This is a genomic window from Bradyrhizobium sp. USDA 4503 (genome assembly GCF_054055815.1).
Genome location: NZ_JBSRXS010000001.1, coordinates 961,206 through 986,807, shown reverse-complemented (window position 1 = coordinate 986,807; position 25,602 = coordinate 961,206). Strand labels below are relative to the sequence as shown.

The following is a 25,602-nucleotide window of genomic DNA, read 5'->3' as shown; positions in this document are numbered from 1 at the left end:
CCGGTTTTCCCGCGACAAACGCGACGCGTTTGCGCATGGCTAAAATGAAGTGGTTTGGAGACTTGCGTGGCCAGTAGCGTTCAACCTCGTCAATTGGCCTTGGCCCTGCCGCACGAGGAGAAGCTGACCCGCGACGATTTCCTTGAGGGCCCTGCCAATGAGGCGGCGCTGGCGCTGATCGACGGCTGGCCGGACTGGCCAAACCGAATCATGCTGCTGGTCGGGCCTGACGGCTCCGGCAAAAGCCACCTCGCCGCGATCTGGGCCGAGAGCGCCGGCGCGCGCTCGACCGCGGCGCATGCGCTGACCGCCGACACGGTGCCGACCGCGCTTGCGACCGGTGCGCTCGTCGTCGAAGACCTGAGGCCGGCGGATTTCGACGAGCGCGCGATGTTTCATCTTTTAAATCTGGCGCGCCAGGACGATGCCTACGTGCTGATCACGGCGCGCATTCCGCCCTCGGCGTTCGAGATCGAATTGCGCGACCTGCGGTCGCGGCTCCGCGCGGTGCCGACCGTGACGCTGCTGCCGCCGGACGACCAGCTGTTCCGCGGCCTGATCGTCAAGTTCTGCGCCGACCGCCAGATGAGCGTGGACGAACCGCTGGTCAGCTATCTGAGCAACCGGATCGAGCGTTCCTACGTTGCCGTCCGGCAGGCGGTCGAGCTCCTGGATACCGAGGCACTCCGGCTCGGCCGTCCCGTCACGCGGGCGCTGGCGGCGGAGCTGTTGCGCGACGCCTGATCCATCCCGCGGCTTGACGGCGCAGGCGAGCGGAACATCAATGTCATCGAAACGTCATCGCAATATCACATGGTCTCTGCGGCTCTCGGCTACACCGCCCCGGCCCCTGCCCTGAATTGGACCAGCACTTTATGGACTCGGCACAAGCTACTGAAATCAAAGAAAAAGAGGCGGAGTTTCCCGCCATTCCCGCAATCGCGACCAGCCCCGAACGCTTCATCAACCGGGAGCTCTCCTGGCTGCACTTCAACCGGCGGGTGCTCGAGGAATCGGTCAATCTCGGCCATCCCGTGCTGGAGCGGGTCCGCTTCCTGTCGATTTCGGCGAATAACCTCGACGAGTTCTTCATGGTCCGTGTCGCCGGCATCAAGGCGCAGGTCCGCGAGGGCATTACCGAGCGCAGCCCGGACGGCCTGCTGCCGGCCGATCAGCTCGTGATGATCAACAAGACCGTCTCGCAGCTCGCCTCCGACCAGCAGGCGATCTGGAGCGACCTGCGGGATATCCTGGCCAAGGTCGGCATCCAACTGGTCGACGGCCGCGACGTCACCAAGTCCGAGCGCAGCTGGATCGAGGATCACTTCCTCCACAGCATCTTCCCGCTGCTGACGCCGCTGGCGATCGACCCGGCGCATCCCTTCCCGTTCATCCCGAATCTCGGCTTCACGGTGGCGCTGCAATTGTCGCGGATCTCCGACGGCAAGGCGATGAACGCGCTGATCCGCATGCCCGGCAAGATCGACCGCTTCATCCGCATCCCCTCCAACAAGGAAGGCGCGCCGGCGCGGCTGATCACGCTGGAGCAGGCCACCGGTCTCTTCATCGGCCGCCTGTTCCCCGGCTACACCGTCAAGGGCCAAGGCGCATTCCGCATCATCAGAGACTCCGAACTCGAAATCGAGGAAGAGGCCGAAGACCTCGTTCGCCTGTTCGAGACCGCGCTCAAGCGGCGACGCCGCGGGTCGGTGATCCGGCTCGAGATCGAGGCCACGATGCCAGAGGAGCTGCGCATCTTCGTGCAGCACGCCTTGTCGGCCGCAGACGACGAAGTGATCCTGGTCGACGGCGTGCTGGCGATGAACGAGCTGTCGCAGCTCACCCGCCTCAATCGCCCCGACCTCGAATTCCCGCCCTATGTGCCGCGCCACCCCGAGCGGGTGCGCGATCATGGCGGCGATATCTTCGCCGCCATCCGCCAGAAGGACCTCGTGGTCCATCACCCCTACGAATCCTTCGACGTCGTGGTGCAGTTCCTGCAGCAGGCGGCACGCGATCCCGACGTGGTCGCGATCAAGCAGACGCTCTATCGCACCTCGAACAATTCGCCGATCGTGCGCGCGCTGGCGGAAGCCGCCGAGGCCGGCAAGTCGGTGACCGCGCTGATCGAGCTGAAGGCGCGCTTCGACGAGGAAGCCAATATCCGCTGGGCCCGCGACCTCGAACGCGCCGGCGTGCAGGTGGTCTACGGCTTCATCGAATTGAAGACGCATGCCAAGCTGTCGATGGTGGTGCGCCGCGAGGGCGGCAATCTCACGACCTATGTGCACACCGGCACCGGCAACTATCACCCGGTCACCGCGCGCATCTACACCGACCTCTCCTACTTCACCTCGGATCCGATCATCGGCCGCGACGTCGCGCGGGTCTTCAACTACATCACCGGCTATGCCGAGCCGAGCGACATCGAGAAGATGGCGGTGTCGCCGCTGACGCTGCGCAAGCGGATCATCGAGCACATCCACGGCGAGATCGCGCACGTCAAGCACGGCCGGCCCGGCGCGGTCTGGATGAAGATGAATGCGCTGGTCGACCCTGATATCATCGACGCGCTGTACGAGGCCTCGCAGGCCGGCGTCTCGGTCGAGCTCGTGGTGCGCGGCATCTGCTGCCTGCGGCCGGGGCTGCCGGGACTGTCGGAGAACATCCGCGTCAAATCGGTGATCGGCCGGTTCCTGGAACACGGCCGAATCTATTGCTTCGGCATGGGTCAGGGCCTGCCGAGCACAAAAGCTGCTGTGTATATCTCGTCCGCCGACATGATGCCGCGGAACCTCGACCGTCGCGTCGAGGTTCTCTGTCCGCTGCAAAATCCCACGGTGCATCAGCAGGTTCTCGAACAGATCATGGTCGCGAACCTGAAGGACACCGAGCAAAGCTGGCAATTGTTGCCGGATGGGTCGTCAACGCGTATGAAGGCCGCGAAAGGCGAAGAGCCCTTCAATCTGCATGACTACTTCATGACAAATCCGAGTCTGTCCGGCCGTGGTAAGTCTCTCAAGGAATCTTCACCGCGCCGTCTCACGCGTCGCAACGAGCGTCAGCAGCCATCGTCTTAAGGGGGCCTTACGGTGAAGCGGCCGCGGAAGCGCGCTTCCAGCGTCGCTGTCATCGATATCGGCTCGAACTCGGTTCGTCTCGTGGTCTACGAGGCGATGGCGCGCAGCCTCATCACAATCTTCAACGAGAAGGCGCTGTGCGGGCTCGGGCGCGAGGTGCAGAGCACCGGCCTGCTCGCAACCGATGCCGTCAACAAGGCGCTCACCGCGCTGCGCCGTTTTCGTGCGCTGTGCAGGATCCAGCAAGTCGGCCGCGTCTACGCGATCGCGACCGCGGCCTGCCGCGACGCCAAGAACGGTCCGGACTTCATCGCCAAGGCCGAGCGCATCTGCGGCGCCAAGATCGAGATCCTCACCGGACCGCGTGAAGCGAAGCTGTCCGCGCTCGGCGTCGTCTCGGGGGTGCACAATCCGAACGGCATCGTCGGCGATCTCGGCGGCGGCTCGCTCGAACTGATCGATGTCAAGGGCAGCCGCGTGCGCAGCGGCGTAACGCTGCCGCTCGGCAGCCTCGCGCTGCAGGACCTCTCCAACAAATCGCTCAAGCGCGCCGAACGCATCGTCAAAAACGAGCTGCTCGGCGTCGCCCAGCTCAAGACCGGGCGTGGCCGTACCTTCTATGCCGTCGGCGGCACCTGGCGTGCGCTGGCGCGCATTCACATCATCCAGAGCGGCTACCCGCTCAAGGTGATGCACGGCTATTCGATCCCGGCGGCCGACGCCCTCGACTTTGCGCAGCGGCTGCGACGGCTGGCGGCCACCAACATGCTGGCCAATATCGAGTCGGTCGCTGACGCGCGGCGGCCGCTATTGGCCTACGCCGCGCTCGTGCTCGAATACATCATCCGCGTGGCCCAGCCGAAGACCATCGTGTTCTCGACCTTCGGCGTACGCGAGGGCCTGCTCTACGAGATGCTGCCGCAGGCCGAACGCGCCAAGGACGGACTGCTGTGCGCCGCGCAGAACCTCAACGAATTGCTGTCGCGCTCGGCCCGCCACGCCCAGGAGCTGACGGCGTGGACCGACCGGCTGGTGCGCGTCGTCAGGCTGCGCGAGACTGAGGAAGACCGCAGGCTGCGGCACGTCGCGTGCCTGCTCTCCGACATCGGCTGGCGGGTGCATCCCGATCATCGCGGCGAGGAAACCCTCAGCCTGATCATGAACGGCAATTTCGGCTCGATCACGCATCAGGGCCGCGCCTTCGTCGCGCTCTCGGTGTTCTATCGCTACGCCGGGCTCAGCGAGGAAAACGAGCCGCCGCCGCAGATCCGCGCGCTGGTGACGCCGGCGATGGACGAGCGCGCCCGCGTGCTCGGCGCCGCATTTCGCGTCGCGCATCTGATCACGGCGGCGCGCACCGGCGTGCTGCCGGCAACCCATTTCCGCACCCAGGGCCGCAAGCTGATGCTGGTGTTCGAGCACCGGATGGTGGATCTGGTCGCCGACCGCGTCGGCAGCCGCTTCAAGCAATTGGCGCGGCTGGTCGGGCGCGCCGGCTCGATCGTGCGGCGCTAGACCTCACGCCGCCTTGGCGGCGTGCTTGGCCTTGCGGAGTGCGTGGCGGCGCCAGATCGACCCCACAACCAGCACCACGATGATGCCGAGCACCGCGAGCGCGATCTCGCCGCCATTGCCGCCATGGGCGAATTGCGGCGACATCCCGACCGACGTCAGCCAGGAATCGAGCTTGGTACCGAGCGGTCCGGCGAACAGCGCGTCCAGCTTCGGATGCACGGCGGGATCGGTCGCGATGACGTCGCCCGCGATCCAGCCGAGCAGCGCGGCGCCGGCCCAGACCAGGACCGGCAGCTTGGTGAGCAGCGCCATGATCAGCGCCGCGCCGGCAACGATCAGGGGAACGCTGATCGCAAGTCCGAGCACCAGCAGCGGCACGCTGCCGTTGGCGGCGGCGGCCACCGCGATCACATTGTCGAGGCTCATCACGATGTCGGCGACGACGACGATCTGAACCGCGGCCCACAGATGCGAGGCCGCGTGCACGCTGTCCTCGTCCTCCTGCTCCGGCACCAGCAGCTTGGCGGCAATCACGATCAGCGCCAGCCCGCCGACCAGCTTCAAATAGGGAAGCTCCATCAGGCTGGCGACGATGCCGGTGAAGATGACGCGCAGCAGCACCGCCGCGGCGGCGCCGAGAATCATGCCCCACAGGCGCTGGCGCGGCGCGAGCCCGCGGCAGGCGAGCGCGATCACGAGCGCGTTGTCGCCCGACAGCAGGACGTTGATCCAGATGATCTTGCCGACGGCGACCCAGAACGTCGGCGTCGCCATCTCGTTCTTGAATTCGGTGAAGAACGCGCCGATGTACGCCGGATCAAAGATCTGCCACAGCCAGTCCACAGCGAGTCCTATTCGGCCTTGCGGCCGCCCCTGGCGGCGGTCGTCCGCCGCTCCCCGGTTCTACTTCGACGCGGTCTCCTCGGCAGACCGCGCCACTTTCAGCAATACGGTGTCAGCCGACGATCTCGTTGCCGGCGAAGAACTGCGCGATCTCGATCACCGCGGTCTCCGGCGCATCCGAACCGTGCACCGAGTTCTCGCCGATCGACTTCGCATAGAGCTTGCGGATGGTGCCTTCAGCGGCCTTCGACGGGTCGGTCGCGCCCATCACGTCGCGATATTTCAGGATAGCGCCCTCGCCTTCCAGCACCTGGACCACAACCGGGCCCGAAGTCATGAAGTCGACCAGCTCGCCGAAGAACGGACGCGCCTTGTGGACGGCGTAGAAGGTCTCGGCCTGGCCGCGGGTCATGCGGATGCGCTTCTGCGCCACGACCCGCAGGCCCGCCTTCTCGATCACCGCATTGACCGCGCCGGTCAGGTTGCGCTCGGTGGCGTCGGGTTTGATGATCGAAAAGGTGCGTTCAATCGCCATGATTTCGTCCTTGTAAACTTGGCTGGGAGTTGCCGGGGCTTATATCGGCGCGATGGGATAACGGCAAGCGACCCTGTGACGCGTTAGCCTTTAGTTTTGACGCATTTTCACGACGAAAACCGTCGTTAGGGCGCCCTCCGGACAGCGGCCGGCTCGGCCAACTTACCGCGATTTCACCTAGGTGAACCCATTCTGTCAGCGCCGTGCCGCTGCCGTTCAGCTCAAGTCACATAGGCTCTGCAGCGATCGGACGCCTTGCTGGCCCCCCATCCGCAAGCCTCACAGGACGTCTCGGGAAATGTCACCGCGGGCGCGTCGCGCGCGCCCATACCTCGAGGAGACGATCATGTTACGCAAACTCTCGCTTGCCGCCGTCGCCGCGGTTTCGCTCGGTGCCGCCGCGCTCGCCCCGACCTCCGCTTCTGCGTGGGGTGGTTGGCATGGCGGCTGGCACGGTGGATGGCACCACGGCTGGTGGGGCGGTCCGCGCGTCATCGTCGGCGGCCCGGCCTATTACGGCGGTTATGGCTACGGCGGCGGCTGCTACGTGCGCCGCGTGGTGCCGACCCCGTGGGGGCCCCGCTGGCGCCTGGTCAACCGCTGCTACTGATCCATCGAATCTACGACTGCTCCCCTGACTTGCTTCTCGCCCCGGCCCTCGCGCCGGGGCTTTTTTCGGGTCCGCCGGGGGAACCCGGGCATATATGGGACCCACTACCTCAAGGCGAGAGCAAGGCGCGGAAACCAAATTCGGGGTCGCGACTTGTCATGGCGAGGAGCTACTCGAACATGCGAGGTGGAACTCGCCAAGAGACATGCCATGACGATGACAATGAGCAAGATCGACAAGGACGCCGATCAGATTGATCACAAGACCTGCCGTTACATCTGCGATGCCGTAGGCGAACGGCTTCAGCAAAGCATGCGGCCAGAGCCCGCACTTTCGTCTCGCCTGCAGCAACTCCTCGATGAGATGCAACGACGGGAAGGCGATCGCCATTAGATGTTGAGGGCTGACCAGCAGCCCAATTGCGTTTTTGCAACAGCTCCGGGAGAGATTTTACGAACAGACGGGGTTGCGTTTGGCGGCGGGTCCGGTGACAACGCTGCATGCTCTCCATCACTGACATCTCGGTCCGGATCGCCGGACGGCTGTTGATCGATCACAGTTCGGTGCAAATTGTACCCGGAGCCCGCGTCGGATTTGTCGGCCGCAACGGCGTCGGCAAATCGACGCTGTTTCACGCCATCCGGGGCGACATCCCGACCGAGAGCGGCAGCATCGCGCTGCCGCCGCGCTGGCGTATCGGCAGCCTCGCGCAAGAAGCGCCCGACGGGCCCGAAAGCCTGATCAACGTCGTGCTGAAGGCCGATCTCGAGCGCGACGCGCTGCTGCGCGAGGCCGAGACGGCGCACGATCCGCACCGGATTGCCGAAATCCAGACCCGGCTGGTCGACATCGACGCCCATTCCGCGCCCGCCCGTGCCGCGGCGATCCTCTCCGGCCTCGGCTTCTCGACATCAGACCAGGCGCGGCCGTGCGCGGAATTTTCCGGCGGCTGGCGCATGCGCGTGGCGCTGGCGGCGACGCTGTTCTCCGCGCCCGACCTCCTGCTGCTGGACGAGCCGACCAACTATCTCGATCTCGAAGGCACCTTGTGGCTCGAGAACCACCTCGCCAACTATCCGCGCACCGTGATCGTGATCAGCCACGACCGCGACCTGCTGGACACCTCGGTCGATCAGATCCTGCACCTCGATCGCGGCCGGCTGACGCTCTACAAGGGCACCTATTCCTCGTTCGAGGACCAGCGCGCCGCGCGCGAATTGCTCGACGCCAAGCACGCCAAGCGGCAGGCCGATGAGCGCAAGCGCTTGCAGGACTTCGTCGACCGCTTCAAGGCCAAGGCCTCGAAGGCGCGGCAGGCGCAGTCGCGCGTGAAGATGCTGGAGCGGATGAAGCCGATCACCGCGCTGGTGACCCAGGATGTTCATGAGATCTCGTTCCCGGCGCCGGAGAAGCTGCTGTCGCCGCCGATCATCGCGGTCGATGACGTCTCGGTCGGCTACGAGCCCGGCAAGCCGGTGCTCAATCGCGTGACGCTGCGCGTCGATACCGACGACCGCATCGCGCTGTTAGGGGCCAACGGCAACGGCAAGTCGACGCTGGTCAAGCTGCTGGCGGGCAAGCTCGCGCCGTTTGCCGGCCGGATCACGAGGGCCGACAAGCTGTCGGTCGGCTATTTCGCCCAACACCAGGTCGACGAGCTCAATCTCGACGGCTCGCCCTATGATCACATCCGCAAGCTGATGCCGGAGGCGCCGGAGAGCAAGGTGCGCGGCCGCGTCGGTGCGATCGGCTTCTCCGGCAAGGCCGGCGACACGCTGGTGAAGAGCCTGTCGGGCGGCGAGAAGGCGCGGCTGCTGCTGGGGCTTGCCACGTTCTACGGCCCGAACATGATCATCCTGGACGAGCCGACCAACCACCTCGATATCGACAGCCGTGCGGCGCTCGCGGAGGCGATCAACGAATTCCCCGGCGCCATCATCATGGTCTCGCATGATCGCTATCTGATCGAGGCCTGCGCCGACCGCCTGTGGGTCGTGGCCAACCAGACCGTCACGGCCTATGACGGCGATCTCGACGAATATCGACGCATGATCCTGTCGGCCAATGACGGCCGGCCGGCCTCGCGCGAGCGCGTCAAGGAGGCCGCGAAGCCGGAGCGCATCCGCAACGAGAAGCGTGCTTCACCCAGGCAGCGGGTCGCGCAAGCTGAGGCCGAGATCGAGCGCATCAACGCCATCATCGCCAAGATCGATACCGCACTCGCATTGCCCGATATTTTTACCCGCGACCCCAAGCAGGCCGCGCAACTGACCAAGGCGCGCGCCGGCGCCGAGAGCGCGTTACAGCGCGCCGAGGAAGACTGGCTGGAAGCCAGCGCCGAACTCGACGAAGCGGCGAGTTAGACCGGGCGGAGCCACATATCCGATGTCGTCCCTGCGAAAGCACTAGCGTATATACATATCCTCCGCAGTCTTTCCGGAGTCTTCTCAAAGAGTTGGCCGAAAACCGCAGAGAACTTACTCATCTGCACTAGGGTTGCGCCCGCCGATGCGAAAGCAGGGACCCATAACCACAGATGGTCGTTGCTGCACGATCGTCGAACGACGAGTCCCCATAACCACATCCGCCGCGGCGTATGGGTCCGTGCTCCCGTGCGCAATTGCGCACTAGGCAGGGACGACCCGTGGAGGGAGCCGAGGCTCTCATTCTATCCGGTGTGATGTCCGCGCGTCCGGTATCATGCCCGCGCATGCAGGCATTGGCCTGCCGCTGCGGCGAAAACGCTCTAGCCGTGCGAGGTCTTTTTCTTCTTCGGCTTCGCCTGCTTCGGCTCGGGCACGGGATCCGGGCCGCGCTCGACGGACGACAGGCGCCCCGAGGTAAAGGTGTAGATGCCGGCGCGCGCGCCGCGCGACCAGGTCACGACCGCAACGCGCCCGCCGCCCGGAGCGCTGGACAGGTTGACGCTGTCGGGCGCGCCGATGCCGCGCACGACGTCGCATTCAGTGTGGCCGAGTGCAACGCTGCCGCCCGTTGGCTGCGGCGGTGGTGCACCGCCGGCCTGTGCGTTGGCATCGGTGGCGCCCGGCGGCGGTGCCATGCCTGGACAGCTGCCGTCGGCACTGACGAGATCGTCGTTCGTCACCGGCTTGTCCGGCGTCAGTGGGGGCGATTCGATCGAGATGTTGCGGATGAACACCCGCCCGGGACGCGAGAACCATTCCGCATCGCGCGAAAACAAGTCGGATCCGGCGCCCGAACAGCCGGCAAGTCCCGGTGCAAGCACCAGCAACGCCAGCAGCGACTTCCGACTGAATGTTCCGTCCCGCACGATCGACAAAGCTCCTACCCCTTACCTAAGGGCTTGTCCGAACATCACTTTGCGGCATGACCGTGGCCCGCCCCAAGAAACGTCGAATTATCATTAATTAGTAGCTATCGCTATTGGCGCCGCTGCCAGCGTCCCCGCTCGTCGGTCTGCCAATAGGTGACCTCGAAGCCGCGCGCCTTGCAAGCGGTCCAGCTTTCCCTGGCCGAGGCCACCGCGTCGGGGTCGTCGCCGTTGAACACGAGGACCACCCGCTCGTAGCTGTCGCAGTCGGCCGGCAGCGCCGCATTGTCGACCAAGAAGCGGACATTGGCCCGATTCGGGTTGCCCTCCTCGATCGACAGGATGATCGGCTGGTCCTGCGCGTCGGCAACGCGCGAAGTCGCGTGCGGTAGGAACGAATCGTCGCTGTAGGTCCACAGATGCGCGTCGAGCGTCTCGGCACGCTCCTGTGACGTCGATTGCACGACCACGCGCCAGCCGCGCTCGAGCGACTTCTCGAGCAGTGGCGGCAGCACGCTCTCCAGCGTCATGTTCTGCAGGTGGTAGAACAGAACCTCGGTCATGCGCCGGCCGACACTCTATTTCCTGGCTTCATAATAGTCGGAGACCAGCCGCTCGAGCAGCCGGACTCCATAACCCGAACCCCAGCTCTGATTGATCTCGGTCTTCGGCGCGCCCATCGCGGTGCCGGCGATGTCGAGATGCGCCCACGGCGTGCCGTCGACGAAACGCTGCAGGAATTGCGCTGCCGTGATCGAGCCGCCGTTGCGCCCGCCGGTGTTCTTCATGTCGGCAAATTGCGAATCGATCTGCTTGTCGTATTCGGGACCGAGCGGCATGCGCCACACCTTCTCGCCGGTCTCGAGCCCGACCTTGGCCAGCCGCTCGGCGAGTTCGTCGTTGTTAGAGAACATGCCGGCGTGATCGGTGCCGAGCGCGACCATGATCGCGCCGGTCAGCGTGGCCAGATCGACCATGAATTTCGGCTTGAACTTCTTGGCGACATACCAGAGCACGTCGGCGAGCACGAGGCGTCCCTCGGCGTCGGTGTTGATGATTTCGATGGTCTGGCCGGACATCGAGGTGACGATGTCGCCCGGACGCTGCGCATTGCCGTCGGGCATGTTCTCGACAAGGCCGATGGCACCGACCGCATTGACGCGGGCCTTGCGCGCCGCCAGCGCGTGCATCAGCCCGACCACGCAGGCCGCACCGCCCATGTCACCCTTCATATCCTCCATGCCGCCGGCCGACTTGATGGAGATACCGCCGGTGTCGAAGCAGACGCCCTTGCCGACGAACGCGACCGGCGCCTCGCTCTTCTTGCCGCCGTTCCAGCGCATGATCACGGTGCGGCCGGGTCGCGCCGATCCCTGCGCGACGCCGAGCAGCGCGCCCATGCCGAGCTTGGTCATCGCCTTGACGTCGAGCACCTCGACGCTGACGCCGAGCTTGCGAAGCTGGCTGGCGCGGCGTGCGAATTCCTCGGGATACAGCACGTTCGGCGGCTCGTTGACGAGCTCACGCGCCAAATACACACCGTCGACGACGGACGCTTCAGGCGCGTAGGCCTTCCTGGCGGCGGCAACATCGTCGACGGCGATCGAGACGTCGGCCCGCAGGGCGCCGTCCTCGCCGTCCTTCTTCTTGGTCTTGTAGCGGTCGAACTTGTAGGCGCGCAGACGGATGCCGGTGGCGATCGCGGCGGCCTGGCCGGCGGCCATCGCGGCTTCGGGCAGTTCCGCGACCACGGTCATCGAACCGCTGCCGGCATTGAGCTTGCCGGCCGCCACGCCGCCAAACTTGAGAAAATCCTTCTCCTTGAGGTCGGCCGCCTTGCCGGTGCCGATCACGATCAGCCGCTCGACCTTGATTCCCTCCGGCGCCAGGATGTCGAGGACCGCCCCACTCTTGCCCTTGAACTGGTTGGCGGCCGCGGCCCGCTTGACCGTCTCGGCGGCAACTCCCAGCGCCTTCCGGGTGGCGGCTCCCAGCTTCAATTGGTCGTCGCAAAAGACCACCAGAATACCGCGAGCGGACGCGGAGATCGGAACAAAGCCGACCTTGACGGCGTCGGACATAGGAAAATCCTCCAGAACTCAGGGTGTTGCTCGGACCTGAGGCGGTCCTTCCGGCACGCGGGGTGAGCATTGCGATGGCGGTCCGGAACCAGTCCGGACCGGGCTTGTCGTACACTATGACCTGCCGGCTGCGCCGCTGCCAAGCGCCGGAGTGGCCGGAAGGCCACAAAAGCGATTAATTAACCATAAATTAAGCGTGCCTTGGCCCGGCCATTTTGTTGACGGATCAAAGGGATGGTAGTGAGAGAGTGACTAGAGAGTGAGCCGGACGGGTCCGCGGCTCGACCATAGGGGAACCCGGGTTGACGGGGATGGTCGAAAGCCGTGCGTTTGGTTGCGTGCAGGGGGCCTTGGGGGTCGTGCGGTAGCGATGGGGTCGATCGACAAGTACATCTTCAAAACGACGCTGGCGTCGTTTGCGCTTGTCCTGGTCAGCCTCACCGGCGTGATCTGGATTACGCAAGCGCTGCGCGGCATCGATCTGATGACCAGCCAGGGTCAGACCATCCTCACCTTCCTTGGCATCACCGGTCTCGTGATTCCCGCCCTGGTGCTGATCATCGCCCCGATCGCGCTAATGATCGCGATCTCCCATACGCTGAACAAGCTCGCGACCGATTCCGAAATCATCGTCATGAACGCGGCGGGCTTCTCACCGATCCGGCTGTTCCGGCCGTTCTTCCTTGCCACCTGCGTGGTGGCGGCGCTGGTCGCCTTCATCGGCGCCTATCTCGCCCCCGACGGCATGCGTCGAATCAAGCAGTGGGACGCCGAGATCACCGCCGACGTGCTGACCAACATCCTGCAGCCCGGCCGCTTCGCCCAGCTCGACCAGAACTTGACGATCCGGATCCGCGAGCGCCTGCCCGGCGGCGTGCTCGGCGGCGTCTTCGTCGACGATCGCCGCGATCCGCAGGAGCGCGTCACCATCATCGCCGACCACGGCACCGTGCAGAAGACCGACCGAGGCTCGTACCTCGTGCTCTATGACGGCAATCTGCAACGGTTCGAGGTTGGCAAGCGTGATCCGGCGCTGGTCGCGTTCGCCCGTTACGCCTTTGACATGTCGAAATTCTCGCAGGGCCGCGACGTCACGCTCGGGATTCGCGAGCGCTATCTCTGGGAGCTGATGTGGCCGGACGAGGAAGACAAGACCTATCAGCAGCTGTCGGGCCAGTTCTTCGCGGAGCTGCATGATCGCTTCATGGCGCCGATCTATCCGTTTGCGTTCGCTGCCCTCACCTTCGCCTTCCTCGGCGCGCCGCGCACCACGCGCCAGAGCCGCAATTTCTCGATCGGCGGCTCGGTATTCGCGGTGTTCGGCCTGCGCATGGTCGGGTTCGCCTGCTCGGTCATGGCGGTGAAGACGCCGCTCGCGGCGCTGGTGCAGTATCTGATGCTGTTCGGCGGCATCGGCATCGGCATCTGGATGATCGTCGGCGGCGTGGTCGTCGAACCGCCGCCGCGGCTGATGGAAGCGATCAACAGGAATAACGAGCGCATTGCGCGCCTCTTCCGGAGGCCGGCAACCGCATGAGCATGGTCACAAACACGCTCGGGCGTTATTTCGCCGGCCGCTTCGTGGTCGCGGCGGTGGGCGTGTTCGCGGGCATCTTCGTGCTGCTCGTGCTGGTCGATTACATCGAGATGGTGCGCAAGACGTCGGGCCTCGTCTCGGCCTCCGCGATCACGGTCGCGGAAACTTCGCTATTCCGGGTGCCGCAGCTGCTCGAGAAGCTGATGCCGTTCTGCGTGCTGATCGGCGCCATGACCTGCTACCTCGCTTTGTCGCGTCGGCTGGAGCTCGTCGTGGCCCGCGCCGCCGGCGTCTCGGCCTGGCAATTCATCTCGCCGGCGCTGGCCAGTGCGATCATGCTCGGCATCTTCGCGACCACCGCCTACAATCCGGTATCGGCCAATCTGCGCGAGCTGTCCAAACGGATGGAAGCCGAGCTGTTCGGCTCGGCGCCCGGCGGCGGCATTCAGGACGCGTCCGGCTTCTGGCTGAACCAGATCAACGACGAGGGTCAGGCGATCATCAATGCGGCCCGCAGCGAGCAGCAGGGCGTCCGGCTGACCGGCCTCACCGTGTTCCGATTCGATACGGCGCTCCAGTTCAAGGAGCGAATCGAAGCGCGCGAAGCGGCGCTCGAAGACGGCCGTTGGGTGTTCAAGGGCGTGCGCCGATTCACCCTCGATAAGCCTCCGGTGGATCAGGACACCTTCTACTTGACCACCACCCTTACCCCGGCACAGGTGCGCAACAGTTTCTCCACCCCGGAAACTGTGTCCTTTTGGCAACTGCCGAACTACATCCGTTCGTCGGAGAGCTCAGGGTTCGCGACGGCCGGCTATCGCTTGCAGTATCACAAGCTCATCGCACAGCCGTTTTTGCTGGCTGCGATGGTGATGTTGGCGGCTTCTGTGAGCCTCCGCTTCTTTCGGATGGGCGGCGTGCAGAAGATGGTTTTGAGTGGCGTGGGCGCAGGCTTTCTGCTCTACGTGCTGTCGAAAGTAACTGAAGATTTGAGCAAGGCTGAGTTGATGCATCCCATCGCTGCGGCGTGGTTGCCTGTCGTTGTGGGCAGCCTCACCGGTTTCTTAGCCTTGCTGTACCAGGAGGACGGGTAGTGGCTATCGTCGCCGCCCGCCAGTTGAGGTCGCCTGCTCTCGGGCGGCGCAGTGTCCTGCGCCGTCAACGGAGCCGCATGGCCGCGTTTGGCGTTTCGATCTCAGCTCTCCTCGCCGCGTTCGTCGTGGTCAGCGCGCTCGATGTTGTCGCGTCGACGCCGGCTGCCGCGCAGGCCTTCACCTACAATCCGCGTCCGCCGAAGCCGCCCCGCCCGCCGGCCAAGAATGACGGGCAGATGCTCGTTCAGGCGACCGAGGTCGATTACGACTACAACAACCAGCGCATCTCGGCCGTCGGCAACGTCCAGATGTTCTACAACGGCACCAGCGTCGAGGCCGACAAGGTCATCTACGACCAGAAGACCAAGCGTCTTCATGCCGAAGGCAACATCCGCATGACCGATGCGGAAGGCAAGATCACCTACGCCAACATCCTTGATCTCAGCGACGACTACCGCGATGGGTTCGTCGATTCGCTGCGCGTCGACACCGAAGACCAGACCCGCATGGCGGCGACCCGCGCCGATCGGTCCAGCGGCAATTACACGGTGTTCGACAACGGCGTTTATACCGCCTGTGCGCCCTGTAAGGATGATCCGAAGAAGCCGCCGCTCTGGCAGGTCAAGGGCGCGCGCATCATCCATAACCAGACCGAGAAGATGCTCTATTTCGAGAACGCCCAGCTCGAGTTCTTCGGCGTTCCGATGGCGTATCTGCCCTATTTCTCGACGCCCGATCCGACCGTGAAGCGCAAGAGCGGCTTCCTGATGCCGGGCTTCACCACGTATTCGGCGTTCGGCGTCGGCGTCGAAATCCCCTATTACTTCGCGCTCGCGCCGGACTTCGACGCGACGTTCAATCCGCGCATCACCTCGAAGCAGGGCGTGCTGTTCCAGGGCGAATTCCGTCAGCGCCTGTCGAACGGCGCCTATCAGATCCGGCTCTACGGCATCGACCAGCTTGATCAAGGCGCCTTCGCCGGCCAGCCCGGTGACCGCCAGTTCCGCGGCGGCATCGAGACCAAGGGTCAGTTCGCGCTGAACGACAAATGGACCTGGGGCTGGGACGGCGTGCTGCTGTCCGACTACTACTTCATGTCCGATTACCGGCTGGCCCAGTACAAGGATCCGTTCGGATCGTTCCTGTCGCTGCCGACCGAGGCGATCTCGCAGCTCTATCTGACCGGCGTCGGCAACCGCAGCTTCTTCGACGCACGCGCGATCTATTATCTCAGCTACTCCGGCAACCAGAACCAGGTTCCGGTGGTCGCGCCCGTTATCGACTACAACAACGTGATCAACAGCCCGATCTTCGGTGGCGAGTTCAGCTACAAGGTGAACTTCACCAACCTGACCCGCGAAACCGCGGTGTTCGACCCGATCACGACGACGGCCAACACCAACGGCCTGTGCCTGACCACATCCGCGGACCCGATGGCGCGCACGCCGTCGCAGTGCCTGCTGCGCGGCATGCCGGGCACCTACACAAGGCTGACCGCCGAGGCGCAGTGGCGTAAATCCTATACCGACCCGCTCGGCCAGATCTGGACGCCGTTCGTCGGTGTCCGCGCCGATGCCATCAACGCCGACATCTCGAACCAGCCGGGCGTTTCCAACTTCCTGCCGGTCGGCGACACCCAGACGGTCCGCCTGATGCCGACCGTCGGCTTCGAGTACCGCTACCCCTTCATCAACGTGCAGCCGTGGGGCACGACGACCATCGAGCCGATTGCGCAGGTCATCATCCGGCCCGACGAACCCAGCGCCGGCAAGCTTCCGAACGAGGACGCGCAGAGCCTGGTGTTCGATACCTCGAACCTGTTCGCGATCGACAAGTTCTCCGGCTACGACCGCGTCGAAGGCGGCAGCCGCGCCAATGTCGGCGTGCAGGCCACCACGCAGTTCGATCGCGGCGGCAGCGTCAAGGCGATGTTCGGACAGTCCTACCAGATGTTCGGGTTGAACTCGTTCGCAGTCGCGGACGTCACCAACACCGGCATCGATTCCGGCCTGCAGAATCCGCGCTCGGACTATGTCGCGAGCCTCGCCTACTCGCCCAACCGCACCTACACGTTCAGCGTCCGCTCGCGGATGGACGAGGCGACCTGGAACATCAACCGGTTCGAGGCCCAGGCCAGCGCGAACTTCGACCGCTGGTCGGTCAGCCTGATGTACGGCGACTATGCCGCGCAGCCGGAGCTTGGCTATTTGACGCGCCGCGAAGGCATCCTCGCCAGCGGATCGATCAAGGTGGCGGCGAACTGGGTGGTTCAGGGCGCGGCGCGCTGGGACCTTGAAGCGAACAAAATCAACCAGTACGCGTTCGGCGCGGGCTATGTGGACGACTGCTTCGTGCTGGCCGCCAACTATGTCACGTCCTATACCTATCAGGCTGGCTCGACGCCGCCCGTCCTCAGCCACGCGTTCATGTTCCAGATCGGGCTGCGGACGATCGCGCAGACCTCCACGTCCAGCAGTTCGGCTGGCATGCAGTAGCGAGCGGTCTGGCGGGGTGCTTGGATTGCCTGCGGGCCTGTGGCTCCGGCTTGAATTGGTTTAAACGGCTGACATGACGATAATGACGACCGGTAGCCTGCCAACGCGCCGCCATCAGCTAGTGTTGAGTTCCCTGCTGGCTCTTTTCCTCCTGCTCGGAGGCGGTGCGCGACTGCATGCCCAGACCATCGCCGTGATGGTCAATGGCGAGCCCATCACCAATTACGACATCGAGCAGCGCGCCAAGCTGAACGCCCTGACCGGCGGCAGGACGCCTGATCGGAAGACCGTCCTCGACGAGCTGATCGATGAGAAGCTGAAGATCAAGGAAGCCAAGAAATTCGGCGTCGATCCCTCCGCCGGCGATATCGACCAGTCCTTCGGCGGCATGGCGCAGCGGATGCGGCTTTCCGGCGACCAGCTCACCAAGGTGCTCGAGGGCAAGGGCATCCGCCCGGATACGCTGAAGCAACGCATCAGGGCCGACATGGTCTGGACCAGCCTGGTCCGCGGCCGCTTCAAGGAAAGCCTGCAGGTTGGCGAAAAGGACGTGGCCAACGCGGTCAAGGAGGCCGGAGGCGCGGCTGAGGCCGAGGCATTCGAATACAGGATGCAGCCGGTCGTTCTGATCGTGCCCCGCGGCGCGCCGCAGTCGGAGTTCGAGGGACGCCGCAAGGAAGCGGACAGCCTGCGCGAGCGCGTCACCAGTTGCGAGGAAGCCAACACCTTCTTCAAGTCGATGCGCAACGCCGCGATCCGCGAGATCGTCGTGAAGACCTCGGCCGACCTGCCGCAGTCGCTGCGCGACATCCTGGACAAGACCCCGGTCGGCCACCTCACCCCTCCCGAGGTCACCAAGCAGGGAGTTGAAATGGTCGCCCTCTGCGGCAGAAAGGCAACCACCGTCGACACGCCGAAGAAGCGTGAGATGCGCGACAAGATGTACGTGCAGAAGTACGAGGCGAAGTCGAAGGCCTACCTGCAGGAAGTCCGAAAAGCCGCGATGATCGAATATCCAGGCGGGCGATGATCGACTATCGTTGACGCATGGCTCAACCTCTCGCACTTACATCCGGCGAGCCCGCAGGCATCGGCCCCGACATCACGCTCGCCGCATGGCTGCGCCGCCGCGAACTCGATCTCCCGCCGTTCTATCTGCTGGGCGACCGCGCCGCGCTTGCCGAACGCGCCAAGACGCTCGGGCTTGCCGTCGAGTTGGCCGAGGTCAGCGCCGCGGAGGCATCCACGACGTTCGCACGCGCCCTTCCCGTGGTTGCGACCGGCAAGACGGTGACGGCGCGACCGGGCCAGCCCGACGGCACGAGTGCCGATGCGGCGCTGGCATCGATCCGGCAGGCCGTCGCCGATGTCGCCGCCGGCAAGGCCAGCGCCGTCGTCACCAATCCGATCGCCAAGAACGTGCTGTACCGCGCCGGCTTCCGACATCCCGGCCATACAGAGTTCTTGGCCGAGCTTGCCGCAAACGGCGGGCGCGCGCCGCAGCCGGTGATGATGCTGTGGTCGCCGGCGCTCGCCGTCGTCCCGGTGACGATCCATGTGTCGGTCCGCGAGGCGCTGGCGCAATTGACGACCGACCTGATCGTGTCGACCGCGCGGATCGTGGTCGCGGACATGAAGGCGCGGTTCAGCCTCGCGGCGCCGCGGCTCGCCATTGCCGGCCTCAATCCGCATGCCGGCGAAGACGGCACGCTCGGCATGGAAGACGTCGAGATCGTCGCGCCCGCGGTCGAGATCCTGCGCCGCGACGGCATTGCCGTCCGGGGCCCGCTGCCGGCCGACACCATGTTCCACGCAGCCGCGCGCAAGACCTACGACTGCGCGATCTGCATGTATCACGACCAGGCGCTGATCCCGATCAAGACCGTCGCGTTCGAGGACGCCGTCAACGTCACGCTGGGGCTGCCCTTCATCCGGACCTCGCCCGATCACGGCACCGCATTCGATATCGCCGGCACCGGCAAGGCCAATCCGTCGAGCCTGATCGCCGCCCTCCGGCTCGCCGCGCGCATGGCCGCGGCATCAAGCTAAGTGAGCACGATCGACGATCTGCCGCCGCTGCGCGACGTCATTCGCGAGCATTCGCTGTCGGCGCGCAAATCGCTCGGCCAGAATTTTCTGCTCGATCTCAACCTCACCGCGCGCATTGCCCGCGCCGCGGGCCCGCTGGAAGACTCCACCGTGATCGAGGTCGGCCCCGGTCCCGGCGGCTTGACGCGCGCGCTGCTTGCGCTGGGTGCCAAGCGCGTGATCGCCATCGAGCGCGACGAGCGGGCGCTGGCTGCGCTCGACTATATCGCCAAGCGCTATCCCGGCCGCATCGAGATCGTGCATGGCGACGCGCAGCGCTTTGACCCGCGTCCCTTGCTCGATGGCGCCAAGGCCAAGATCGTCGCCAACCTGCCCTACAACATCGCGACCCAGCTGCTGGTCGACTGGCTGTCGATCGAGCCGTGGCCGCCCTGGTACGACATGATGGTCCTGATGTTCCAGCGCGAGGTCGCCGAGCGCATCGTCGCCCATGAGGACGAGGAGGCGTATGGCCGGCTCGCGGTGCTCGCCAACTGGCGCGCCGAGACCAAGATCCTGTTCGACATCTCGCCCGCGGCCTTCGTGCCGCAACCGAAGGTCACGTCCTCGGTGGTACGATTGATACCGCGCGCCGCGCCCGAGCCGTGCGACCGCCGCATGCTCGAGCAGGTCGCAGCCGCCGCCTTCGGCCAGCGCCGCAAGATGCTGCGCCAGAGTTTGAAATCGCTGTCGGTCGATCCGGCGCGGCTTGCTGCCGCAGCCGATATCGACGCGACACGGCGCGCCGAAACCATTCCGGTCGCGGGCTTTGTTGCCATGGCCCGGGAATTGGCCGATATACGGGCCACAAAATAGAACAACAGGAGAAAACGTAATGGCGCGTATGGTTCGCCAATCCCTCGTCAAATTCGATGCACCGCTGTGCGAAACCATCGTCGACACGCCGAAGCCCCAGGGACGCGAAGTGCTGGTGCGCATCGAGCGCTGCGGCCTGTGCCATTCCGATCTCCACATCCAGGACGGCTACGCCGATCTCGGCGGCGGCAAGAAGCTCGACACCACCCGCGGCATGACCCTGCCCTTCACGCTCGGCCATGAGATCGCGGGCGTGGTCGACGAGGTCGGCCCCGATGCGCCGAAGGATCTGATCGGGACGAAGAAGGCCGTCTTCCCCTGGATCGGCTGCGGCCAGTGCCGCGACTGCCTCGCCGGCGACGAGAACCTCTGCGTCAAGCAGCGCTTCCTCGGCGTCTCGATCGACGGCGGCTTCGCCACCCACGTGCTGGTGCCCGACGCAAAATACCTGCTCGATTACGATCCGCTGCCGGTCAACCAGGCCGCCACCCTGATGTGCTCCGGTGTCACCGCCTATGGCGCGCTGAAGCGCCTGGTCGATCGTCCGCGCCAACGCAATTTGCTGCTGATCGGCCTTGGCGGCGTCGGCATGATGGGCCTGTCATTCGCGCAGGCGATGTTCAAGCAGCCGATCACGGTTGCCGATCTCAGCCCCGCGGCGCGCGAGACCGCGCTGAAAAACGGCGCGGCGGCCGCCTATGACCCGGCAGAGCCCGATGTCGTCAAGCGCATGCTGAAGGAGAGCGACGGCGGCTTCGACGGCGTCGTCGACTTTGCCGGCAACGAGAAGTCGATGGCGTTTGCGGTGTCGACGGTCGCGCGCGGCGGCAAGATCGTGGTGTCCGGCCTGATGGGCGGCCAATTCACGCTGCCGATGGTGCAGTGGGTGTACAAGCGCATGACCATCGAAGGCTTCATGGTCGGCACGCTGGCCGAAGGTCAGGAATTGATGGCGCTCGCCCGCGCCGGCAAGATCAAGCCGACGCCGATGAAGGAAGAGCCGATGGCCGACGTCCAGAAATGGATCGACGAGCTGCGCGCCGGCAAGGTCGTCGGACGCATCGTCCTGAAGAACTAGAGCATGATCCGGAACAGCGTGACGCGGTTTTCCGAAAGATCACGCTGAGACATGACGTCCCGCCGGTGCTGCTACCGCCAGCGGGACGCGGCCGCTCCGATGGAACCTGACGGTCGAACCAAGCCATCGTTCGGTTCACGTTCCGCGGCCTCGGGCTCGCCGCAATTGCGGCACGCCGCGAGCCCCAATTAAGCCCCACCCGTTCCGGATTTGCGGCGCATTGCGACCCAACTCTTTGCCGAGATTGGGATCTCCAGCGTTTGCGTTAAAAAAGAGATACCGGGGACGCGTATGTCAAATCGTTCAGCGAAATTCGCTGCGGCGCTTGCCGCCAGCATCCTGGCCGGCGCCAGTTGCAGCGCCATGGCCCAGACCGCCGCCAATACGGCCAATAGCACCAACAACACGGCGGACACCTGCCTGGCCGCGCCCAAGGGAACTGCGCCTGCGGGAAGCCACTGGTTCTACCATCTCGATCGCAGCAAGAAGAAGTGCTGGTATCTCGGCGAGGCCAAGAACGAGGCCAAGAACAAGGCCGCCAAGACGGCGACGACGAGCACGCAGCAGCCGCCAGCGGCAGCAGCGCCCGATACCACAACGGCCGACGCGACGCCGCCACAGAGCCAGCCGACGCCGCAGAGCCAGCCCGCGCCGCAGCAGCCGGCGATGCGCAGATCAGTCGCCGATGCTCATGCCGAATGGCCCTCGCCCCAGGTCGCAGCCGTACCTGCGCCAAGCGCCGACGCCGGCCAGGCCGGCGGAACGGCAGCGACGCCCGACCCGGCAGCCACGCCCACCGGTACCAACGCGCAGCCGTCCGACGTGAACGCCAGATGGCTGGATGCATCGAGCATGGCCGGAACCAACGGAACCAGACGCGCCGCAGACCAGCCGACCGCGGTTGCGCAGGCAGACACGACGCCGCAACCGGCGGCCGCGCCGGCGCCTGCCGCCCCCGCCACGGCCGAAGCGTCCGTGGAGAAGTCACCGTCGTCGACGCAGATGCTGCTGATCGTGATGGTTGGAGCCCTGGCGCTGGCCGGCCTGGTCAGCACGCTGGTTTTCCGGCTGACCCGCACGCGTACGCCGCCTTACGAGACCGAGGATGAGTGGCAGGCGCCGTGGGATTCGCTGCACACCGAGCCGGCGCCCCCGATGGCAGTTGTCAGCCGGGATCGTCCGCTGCGGCTGTCCGAGGCTGCGCCGCGCCGCGCCGAGACGCCCGTTCCGCGCCGTGCGGAGACGCCCGCTCCACGCCGCGCCGAGAAGCCTGCTCCACGTCGCGAGACTACGCGTGATCGGGATCAAAGGGAGCAGGACAACAAGCAGATCGCCGCGATGCTGCAGCGGCTTGCGCGCAGCGCGACGAACTAAGGTCCGCTTAGGAAAAAATGCAAACGGACGTGATGCGCTCGCATCACGTCCGCAACGCGCTACTTCTCGAGCTGACGCTGCAGGCCGCGCACGAATTCGGTAAGGCCGGTGCGGCGCTCGCGCTTGAGGCGCTCGGCCTTCAGGATCGACTGCACCTCGGCAAAGGCATCGTCGACGTTGTGGTTGACGACGATGTAGTCGTATTCCGCCCAATGGCTCAGCTCATGACTGGCGCGGCTCATCCGTCCGCGGATGACCTCTTCCGAATCCTGCGCCCGGGTATGCAGCCGCCTCTCGAGATCGGCGGCCGACGGCGGCAGGATGAACACCCGCACCACATCGGCGCTGGCTTTCTGGTGGAGCTGTTGCGTGCCCTGCCAGTCGATATCGAACAGAACATCCTGCCCCACCGCTAGGGCGGCCTCGACCGGCGCACTCGGCGTGCCGTAGCGGTTGTCGAATACGGTGGCCCATTCGAGCAGTTCACCCTGCTCGACCATCTTCTCGAATTTCTTCTTGTCGACGAAGAAATAGTCGCGGCCCTCGACCTCGCCCGGCCGCATCGGCCGCGTGGTCGCCGACACCGACATCCTCAGGCCCGGCTCGCGTTCAAGCAGCATGCGAGACAGCGTCGTCTTGCCGGCGCCCGACGGCGACGACAGGACGAACATCAGTCCGCGCCGCTCTACGCCGTCAAAACCCTGCGCCGTCATCATTCACTCCAGATTCTGGACCTGTTCGCGGAACTGCTCGACCACGTTCTTCATTTCAAGCCCGGTGTTGGTCAGCTCGACGTCGTTCGACTTCGAGCAGCAGGTGTTCACCTCGCGATTGAATTCCTGGGCGAGGAAGTCGAGCCGGCGCCCGACCGGACCGCCCTTGCCGATCATCTCGCGCGCCTGGGCGATGTGCGAGGCGATGCGGTCGAGTTCCTCGCGGATGTCGGCCTTGGTGGCGATCAGGATCGCCTCCTGGTTCAGGCGGTCGGCATCGAAGCGGTCGGACGTCTCGAGCAGGGCCGCGATCTGCTCGGCCAGCCGCGCCTTGATCGCCTCGGGCTTGCGGCCGGGAGCGGTCTCGGCGCGCCTGGCGAGCCGCTCGACCTCGTCCATCCGCTGCATCAGGATCTGCCCCAGCGCATCGCCCTCGCGGCGGCGCATCTCGACAAGGCTGCCGAGCGCCTGCTCGAAGGCCATCGCCGCCGCCTCGCGCGCCGCCTTGTCCTCGTCCTCGTTGCTCTCGGGCTCGACCACCTCAATGACGCCCTTGATGCCGAGCAGTCCGTCGATGCTCGGCGCCACCGCGTCGATCCGCTGCGCGAGCGTGCCGGCGACCTTCACCACGGCGGCGAGCACGTCCTCATTGATCCGGATCGTCTGCGCCGCGTCGGTGCGCTTGACGCTGAGATTGGCGTAGACCGTGCCGCGCGACAGCAGCTCGCCGGCCCGCTTCTTGGCAAGCGCTTCCAGTTCGTCCCAGCCCGGCGGAAGCCGCAACCGCAGGTCAAAGCCCTTGGCATTGACCGATTTCAGCTCCCACTCGAACGTATAGGGACCGCTTGCGCCATGGCTTCGGGCAAAGCCAGTCATGCTCGACAGCGCCATCGCGTGAACTCTCCAACAGAAGGATATGGGACTCACCCGGAGCCTGCGAGACTCGTGGGGAGCCGGTGCGACCTTAAAACGGATTCCGTGAAAGTGGAATTACGTTCCACCACCGGAAAATGCAGAGCTACAGCATGATCCGGAAAAGTGTATGGCGGTTTTCCGAAAGATCATGCTCAAACAAGAAGCTAAAGCGCGATGACGATCGCGCTTTAGCGCTGCACCACCGGCGGCGAATTGGTCTGTTGGGCTGCGCCCTGCCGACCGCGCGGCGGCTTCTTTTGATTGGTGGGCTTCGGCGTCGTCGCCGTGGGATTGGTGTCGGCGCCGGGCGTCGCGGCGGCGGGCGCCGGATCATCCGCGGGCTCGACGGTGTCGTTCTGGATCTGCTTTTCCGACGCGCGCAGCTTGGCGACGTTCTTCGCGTGCTGGTCGTAGGTTTCGGTGAAGGCGTGGCCGCCGGTTCCGTCAGCGACGAAGAACAGGTCGCGGGTGCGCGCCGGATTGGCGGTCGCCTCCAGCGAGGCGCGGCCGGGATTGGCGATCGGTCCGGGCGGCAGGCCGTCGATCACATAGGTGTTGTAGGGCGACGGCTGCGTGATTTCGCTGCGCTTGATCGGACGGCCCAGCGTTCCCTTGCCGCCCACCAGTCCGTAGATGATGGTCGGATCGGACTGCAGCTTCATCCGCTGGCGCAGGCGGTTCACGAACACGGCGGCGACGCGGCTGCGCTCGTCGGCGCGGCCGGTTTCCTTCTCGACGATCGAGGCCAGCGTGACCAGCTGGTCCGGCGATTTCAGCGGCGTGTCGGTGTTGCGGCGTTCCCAGATTTCGGCGAGCACGCGCTTCTGCGCCTGCTGCAGGCGCTGGATCACCTGGTCGCGCGTGGTGCCGCGCGGGAATTTGTAGGTCTCCGGCAGCAGCGTGCCCTCGCGCGGGATCTCGCGCACCGAGCCGGTGAAGATGTCGTTGTCGGAGAGCCGCGTCACGATCTGCTCGGAAGTCAGGCCTTCCGGTATCGTGATGGCGTGCTGCACCACCTTGCCGTCGACGATGGTGGCGATGACGTCGCGCAGGCTGGCGTTCTTCTGGAACGAATATTCGCCTGGCTTGAGATCGGAGCTTGCCTTCAGCGCGAACACGCCGCCGATGAAGACCCATGGATTGACGTTGATCACGCCCTCACGCGAGAGCACGTCGGCGATGTCACGCTTGCCGGCGCGCGCCGGGATGTTGACGATCTTGTCTTCCTGCAGCGGTCCCGGCGATTCCAGCGCCTGCTTGCCGTAGTAGTACGTCGCGCCGGCGCCGATCATCAGGATGATCAGGATGGTGAAGATGGCATTGCCGACGATCACGAAGGGATTGCGGGCGCGATCCGAGCGCTTGGGCGGCGGCGGAAGCTGTTCGGGTTCCAGCGCGGCGCGTGGACTCCTCGGTGAAATGGGCGGCCTCTCACTCATCGATGCAAACCAATATCCTGCCGGTTGAATCGTGGCCGGACAAACCCCTGCCCTGCCAATAGCATACGCCCGCTATTAGGAGTCACCGCGGAATACG

Annotated in this window: 22 protein-coding genes; 14 read left to right on the top strand and 8 right to left on the bottom strand. The window is 65.2% G+C overall.

Annotated features, from left to right (window positions below):
• The first annotated feature begins 66 nt into the window (after positions 1 to 66).
• From ACVMIH_RS04695 to ppx, 3 genes are all read left to right on the top strand, one after another.
• The gene (locus ACVMIH_RS04695) at positions 67 to 744 is read left to right on the top strand and encodes a P-loop NTPase family protein (RefSeq protein WP_168856980.1); all 678 of its coding nucleotides are present in this window, start codon (positions 67 to 69) and stop codon (positions 742 to 744) included.
• 131 nt (positions 745 to 875) lie between these two features.
• Positions 876 to 3,080, top strand: coding sequence for an RNA degradosome polyphosphate kinase (locus tag ACVMIH_RS04690; protein WP_057019892.1), 2,205 nt, complete (start codon positions 876 to 878; stop codon positions 3,078 to 3,080).
• A 12-nt stretch (positions 3,081 to 3,092) separates the two neighbouring features.
• Positions 3,093 to 4,595, top strand: coding sequence for an exopolyphosphatase (gene ppx / locus ACVMIH_RS04685; protein WP_057019891.1), 1,503 nt, complete (start codon positions 3,093 to 3,095; stop codon positions 4,593 to 4,595).
• 3 nt (positions 4,596 to 4,598) lie between these two features.
• On the opposite strand, the gene ACVMIH_RS04680 is transcribed toward ppx, so the two are convergent.
• Together ACVMIH_RS04680 and ndk are read right to left on the bottom strand one after the other, a co-directional pair.
• Positions 4,599 to 5,438, bottom strand: a complete 840-nt coding sequence (locus tag ACVMIH_RS04680) for a TerC family protein (protein WP_057019890.1) — start codon at positions 5,436 to 5,438, stop codon at positions 4,599 to 4,601.
• A 112-nt stretch (positions 5,439 to 5,550) separates the two neighbouring features.
• Positions 5,551 to 5,973, bottom strand: a complete 423-nt coding sequence (gene ndk, locus ACVMIH_RS04675) for a nucleoside-diphosphate kinase (protein WP_016847423.1) — start codon at positions 5,971 to 5,973, stop codon at positions 5,551 to 5,553.
• A gap of 346 nt (positions 5,974 to 6,319) precedes the next feature.
• On the opposite strand from ndk, the gene ACVMIH_RS04670 reads away from it, so the two are divergent.
• From ACVMIH_RS04670 to ACVMIH_RS04660, 3 genes are all read left to right on the top strand, one after another.
• Positions 6,320 to 6,583, top strand: coding sequence for a hypothetical protein (locus ACVMIH_RS04670; RefSeq protein WP_018271306.1), 264 nt, complete (start codon positions 6,320 to 6,322; stop codon positions 6,581 to 6,583).
• A gap of 210 nt (positions 6,584 to 6,793) precedes the next feature.
• A complete protein-coding gene (locus tag ACVMIH_RS04665) occupies positions 6,794 to 6,976 on the top strand; it encodes a hypothetical protein (RefSeq protein WP_038377182.1) in 183 nt (60 codons plus the stop codon).
• A 107-nt stretch (positions 6,977 to 7,083) separates the two neighbouring features.
• The gene (locus ACVMIH_RS04660; RefSeq protein WP_076831987.1) at positions 7,084 to 8,946 is read left to right on the top strand and encodes an ABC-F family ATP-binding cassette domain-containing protein; all 1,863 of its coding nucleotides are present in this window, start codon (positions 7,084 to 7,086) and stop codon (positions 8,944 to 8,946) included.
• Between the two features lie 383 nt (positions 8,947 to 9,329).
• Here ACVMIH_RS04660 and ACVMIH_RS04655 read toward each other — a convergent pair whose 3' ends face one another.
• From ACVMIH_RS04655 to ACVMIH_RS04645, 3 genes are all read right to left on the bottom strand, one after another.
• A complete protein-coding gene (locus ACVMIH_RS04655; RefSeq protein ID WP_083715152.1) occupies positions 9,330 to 9,884 on the bottom strand; it encodes a hypothetical protein in 555 nt (184 codons plus the stop codon).
• A 101-nt stretch (positions 9,885 to 9,985) separates the two neighbouring features.
• Positions 9,986 to 10,438 carry a DNA polymerase III subunit chi gene (locus ACVMIH_RS04650; RefSeq protein ID WP_028335176.1) on the bottom strand — a complete coding sequence of 151 codons (453 nt, stop codon included), beginning with the start codon at positions 10,436 to 10,438 and terminating at the stop codon, positions 9,986 to 9,988.
• Positions 10,439 to 10,453: 15 nt separating this feature from the next.
• Complete coding sequence (locus ACVMIH_RS04645; RefSeq protein WP_310884763.1) at positions 10,454 to 11,956, bottom strand: leucyl aminopeptidase; 1,503 nt, start codon at positions 11,954 to 11,956, stop codon at positions 10,454 to 10,456.
• A gap of 370 nt (positions 11,957 to 12,326) precedes the next feature.
• Here ACVMIH_RS04645 and lptF point away from each other — a divergent pair, with 370 nt between their 5' ends.
• The 8 genes from lptF (at position 12,327) to ACVMIH_RS04605 (ending at position 22,438) form a co-directional block, all read left to right on the top strand.
• The gene (gene lptF, locus ACVMIH_RS04640; RefSeq protein WP_016847429.1) at positions 12,327 to 13,493 is read left to right on the top strand and encodes an LPS export ABC transporter permease LptF; all 1,167 of its coding nucleotides are present in this window, start codon (positions 12,327 to 12,329) and stop codon (positions 13,491 to 13,493) included.
• Positions 13,490 to 14,587, top strand: a complete 1,098-nt coding sequence (gene lptG, locus ACVMIH_RS04635; protein ID WP_028335173.1) for an LPS export ABC transporter permease LptG — start codon at positions 13,490 to 13,492, stop codon at positions 14,585 to 14,587. The genes lptF and lptG overlap by 4 nt, the downstream gene beginning before the upstream one ends.
• A 77-nt stretch (positions 14,588 to 14,664) precedes the next feature.
• A complete protein-coding gene (locus tag ACVMIH_RS04630; RefSeq protein WP_253608914.1) occupies positions 14,665 to 17,082 on the top strand; it encodes an LPS-assembly protein LptD in 2,418 nt (805 codons plus the stop codon).
• Positions 17,083 to 17,164: 82 nt separating this feature from the next.
• Positions 17,165 to 18,112 (top strand): SurA N-terminal domain-containing protein, encoded by a 948-nt coding sequence (locus tag ACVMIH_RS04625; protein ID WP_456860869.1) that lies wholly within the window; start codon positions 17,165 to 17,167, stop codon positions 18,110 to 18,112.
• Positions 18,113 to 18,129: 17 nt separating this feature from the next.
• Positions 18,130 to 19,131 (top strand): 4-hydroxythreonine-4-phosphate dehydrogenase PdxA, encoded by a 1,002-nt coding sequence (gene pdxA, locus ACVMIH_RS04620; protein ID WP_076831975.1) that lies wholly within the window; start codon positions 18,130 to 18,132, stop codon positions 19,129 to 19,131.
• Positions 19,132 to 19,986 carry a 16S rRNA (adenine(1518)-N(6)/adenine(1519)-N(6))-dimethyltransferase RsmA gene (rsmA, locus tag ACVMIH_RS04615; RefSeq protein WP_057019884.1) on the top strand — a complete coding sequence of 285 codons (855 nt, stop codon included), beginning with the start codon at positions 19,132 to 19,134 and terminating at the stop codon, positions 19,984 to 19,986. It begins immediately after the preceding gene.
• A gap of 19 nt (positions 19,987 to 20,005) precedes the next feature.
• Positions 20,006 to 21,064, top strand: coding sequence for an alcohol dehydrogenase (locus ACVMIH_RS04610; protein WP_028344804.1), 1,059 nt, complete (start codon positions 20,006 to 20,008; stop codon positions 21,062 to 21,064).
• Positions 21,065 to 21,355: 291 nt separating this feature from the next.
• Entirely contained in the window at positions 21,356 to 22,438 is a 1,083-nt protein-coding gene (locus ACVMIH_RS04605; RefSeq protein ID WP_253590441.1) for a hypothetical protein, read from the top strand.
• 59 nt (positions 22,439 to 22,497) lie between these two features.
• Here the strand turns inward: ACVMIH_RS04605 and gmk are convergent, their stop codons facing one another.
• From gmk to mltG, 3 genes are all read right to left on the bottom strand, one after another.
• Positions 22,498 to 23,151 carry a guanylate kinase gene (gmk, locus tag ACVMIH_RS04600; protein WP_456860867.1) on the bottom strand — a complete coding sequence of 218 codons (654 nt, stop codon included), beginning with the start codon at positions 23,149 to 23,151 and terminating at the stop codon, positions 22,498 to 22,500.
• A gap of 3 nt (positions 23,152 to 23,154) precedes the next feature.
• A complete protein-coding gene (locus ACVMIH_RS04595; RefSeq protein WP_141343071.1) occupies positions 23,155 to 24,042 on the bottom strand; it encodes a YicC/YloC family endoribonuclease in 888 nt (295 codons plus the stop codon).
• Positions 24,043 to 24,254: 212 nt separating this feature from the next.
• Positions 24,255 to 25,505 carry an endolytic transglycosylase MltG gene (gene mltG / locus ACVMIH_RS04590; protein WP_076831963.1) on the bottom strand — a complete coding sequence of 417 codons (1,251 nt, stop codon included), beginning with the start codon at positions 25,503 to 25,505 and terminating at the stop codon, positions 24,255 to 24,257.
• Positions 25,506 to 25,602 lie beyond the last annotated feature (97 nt).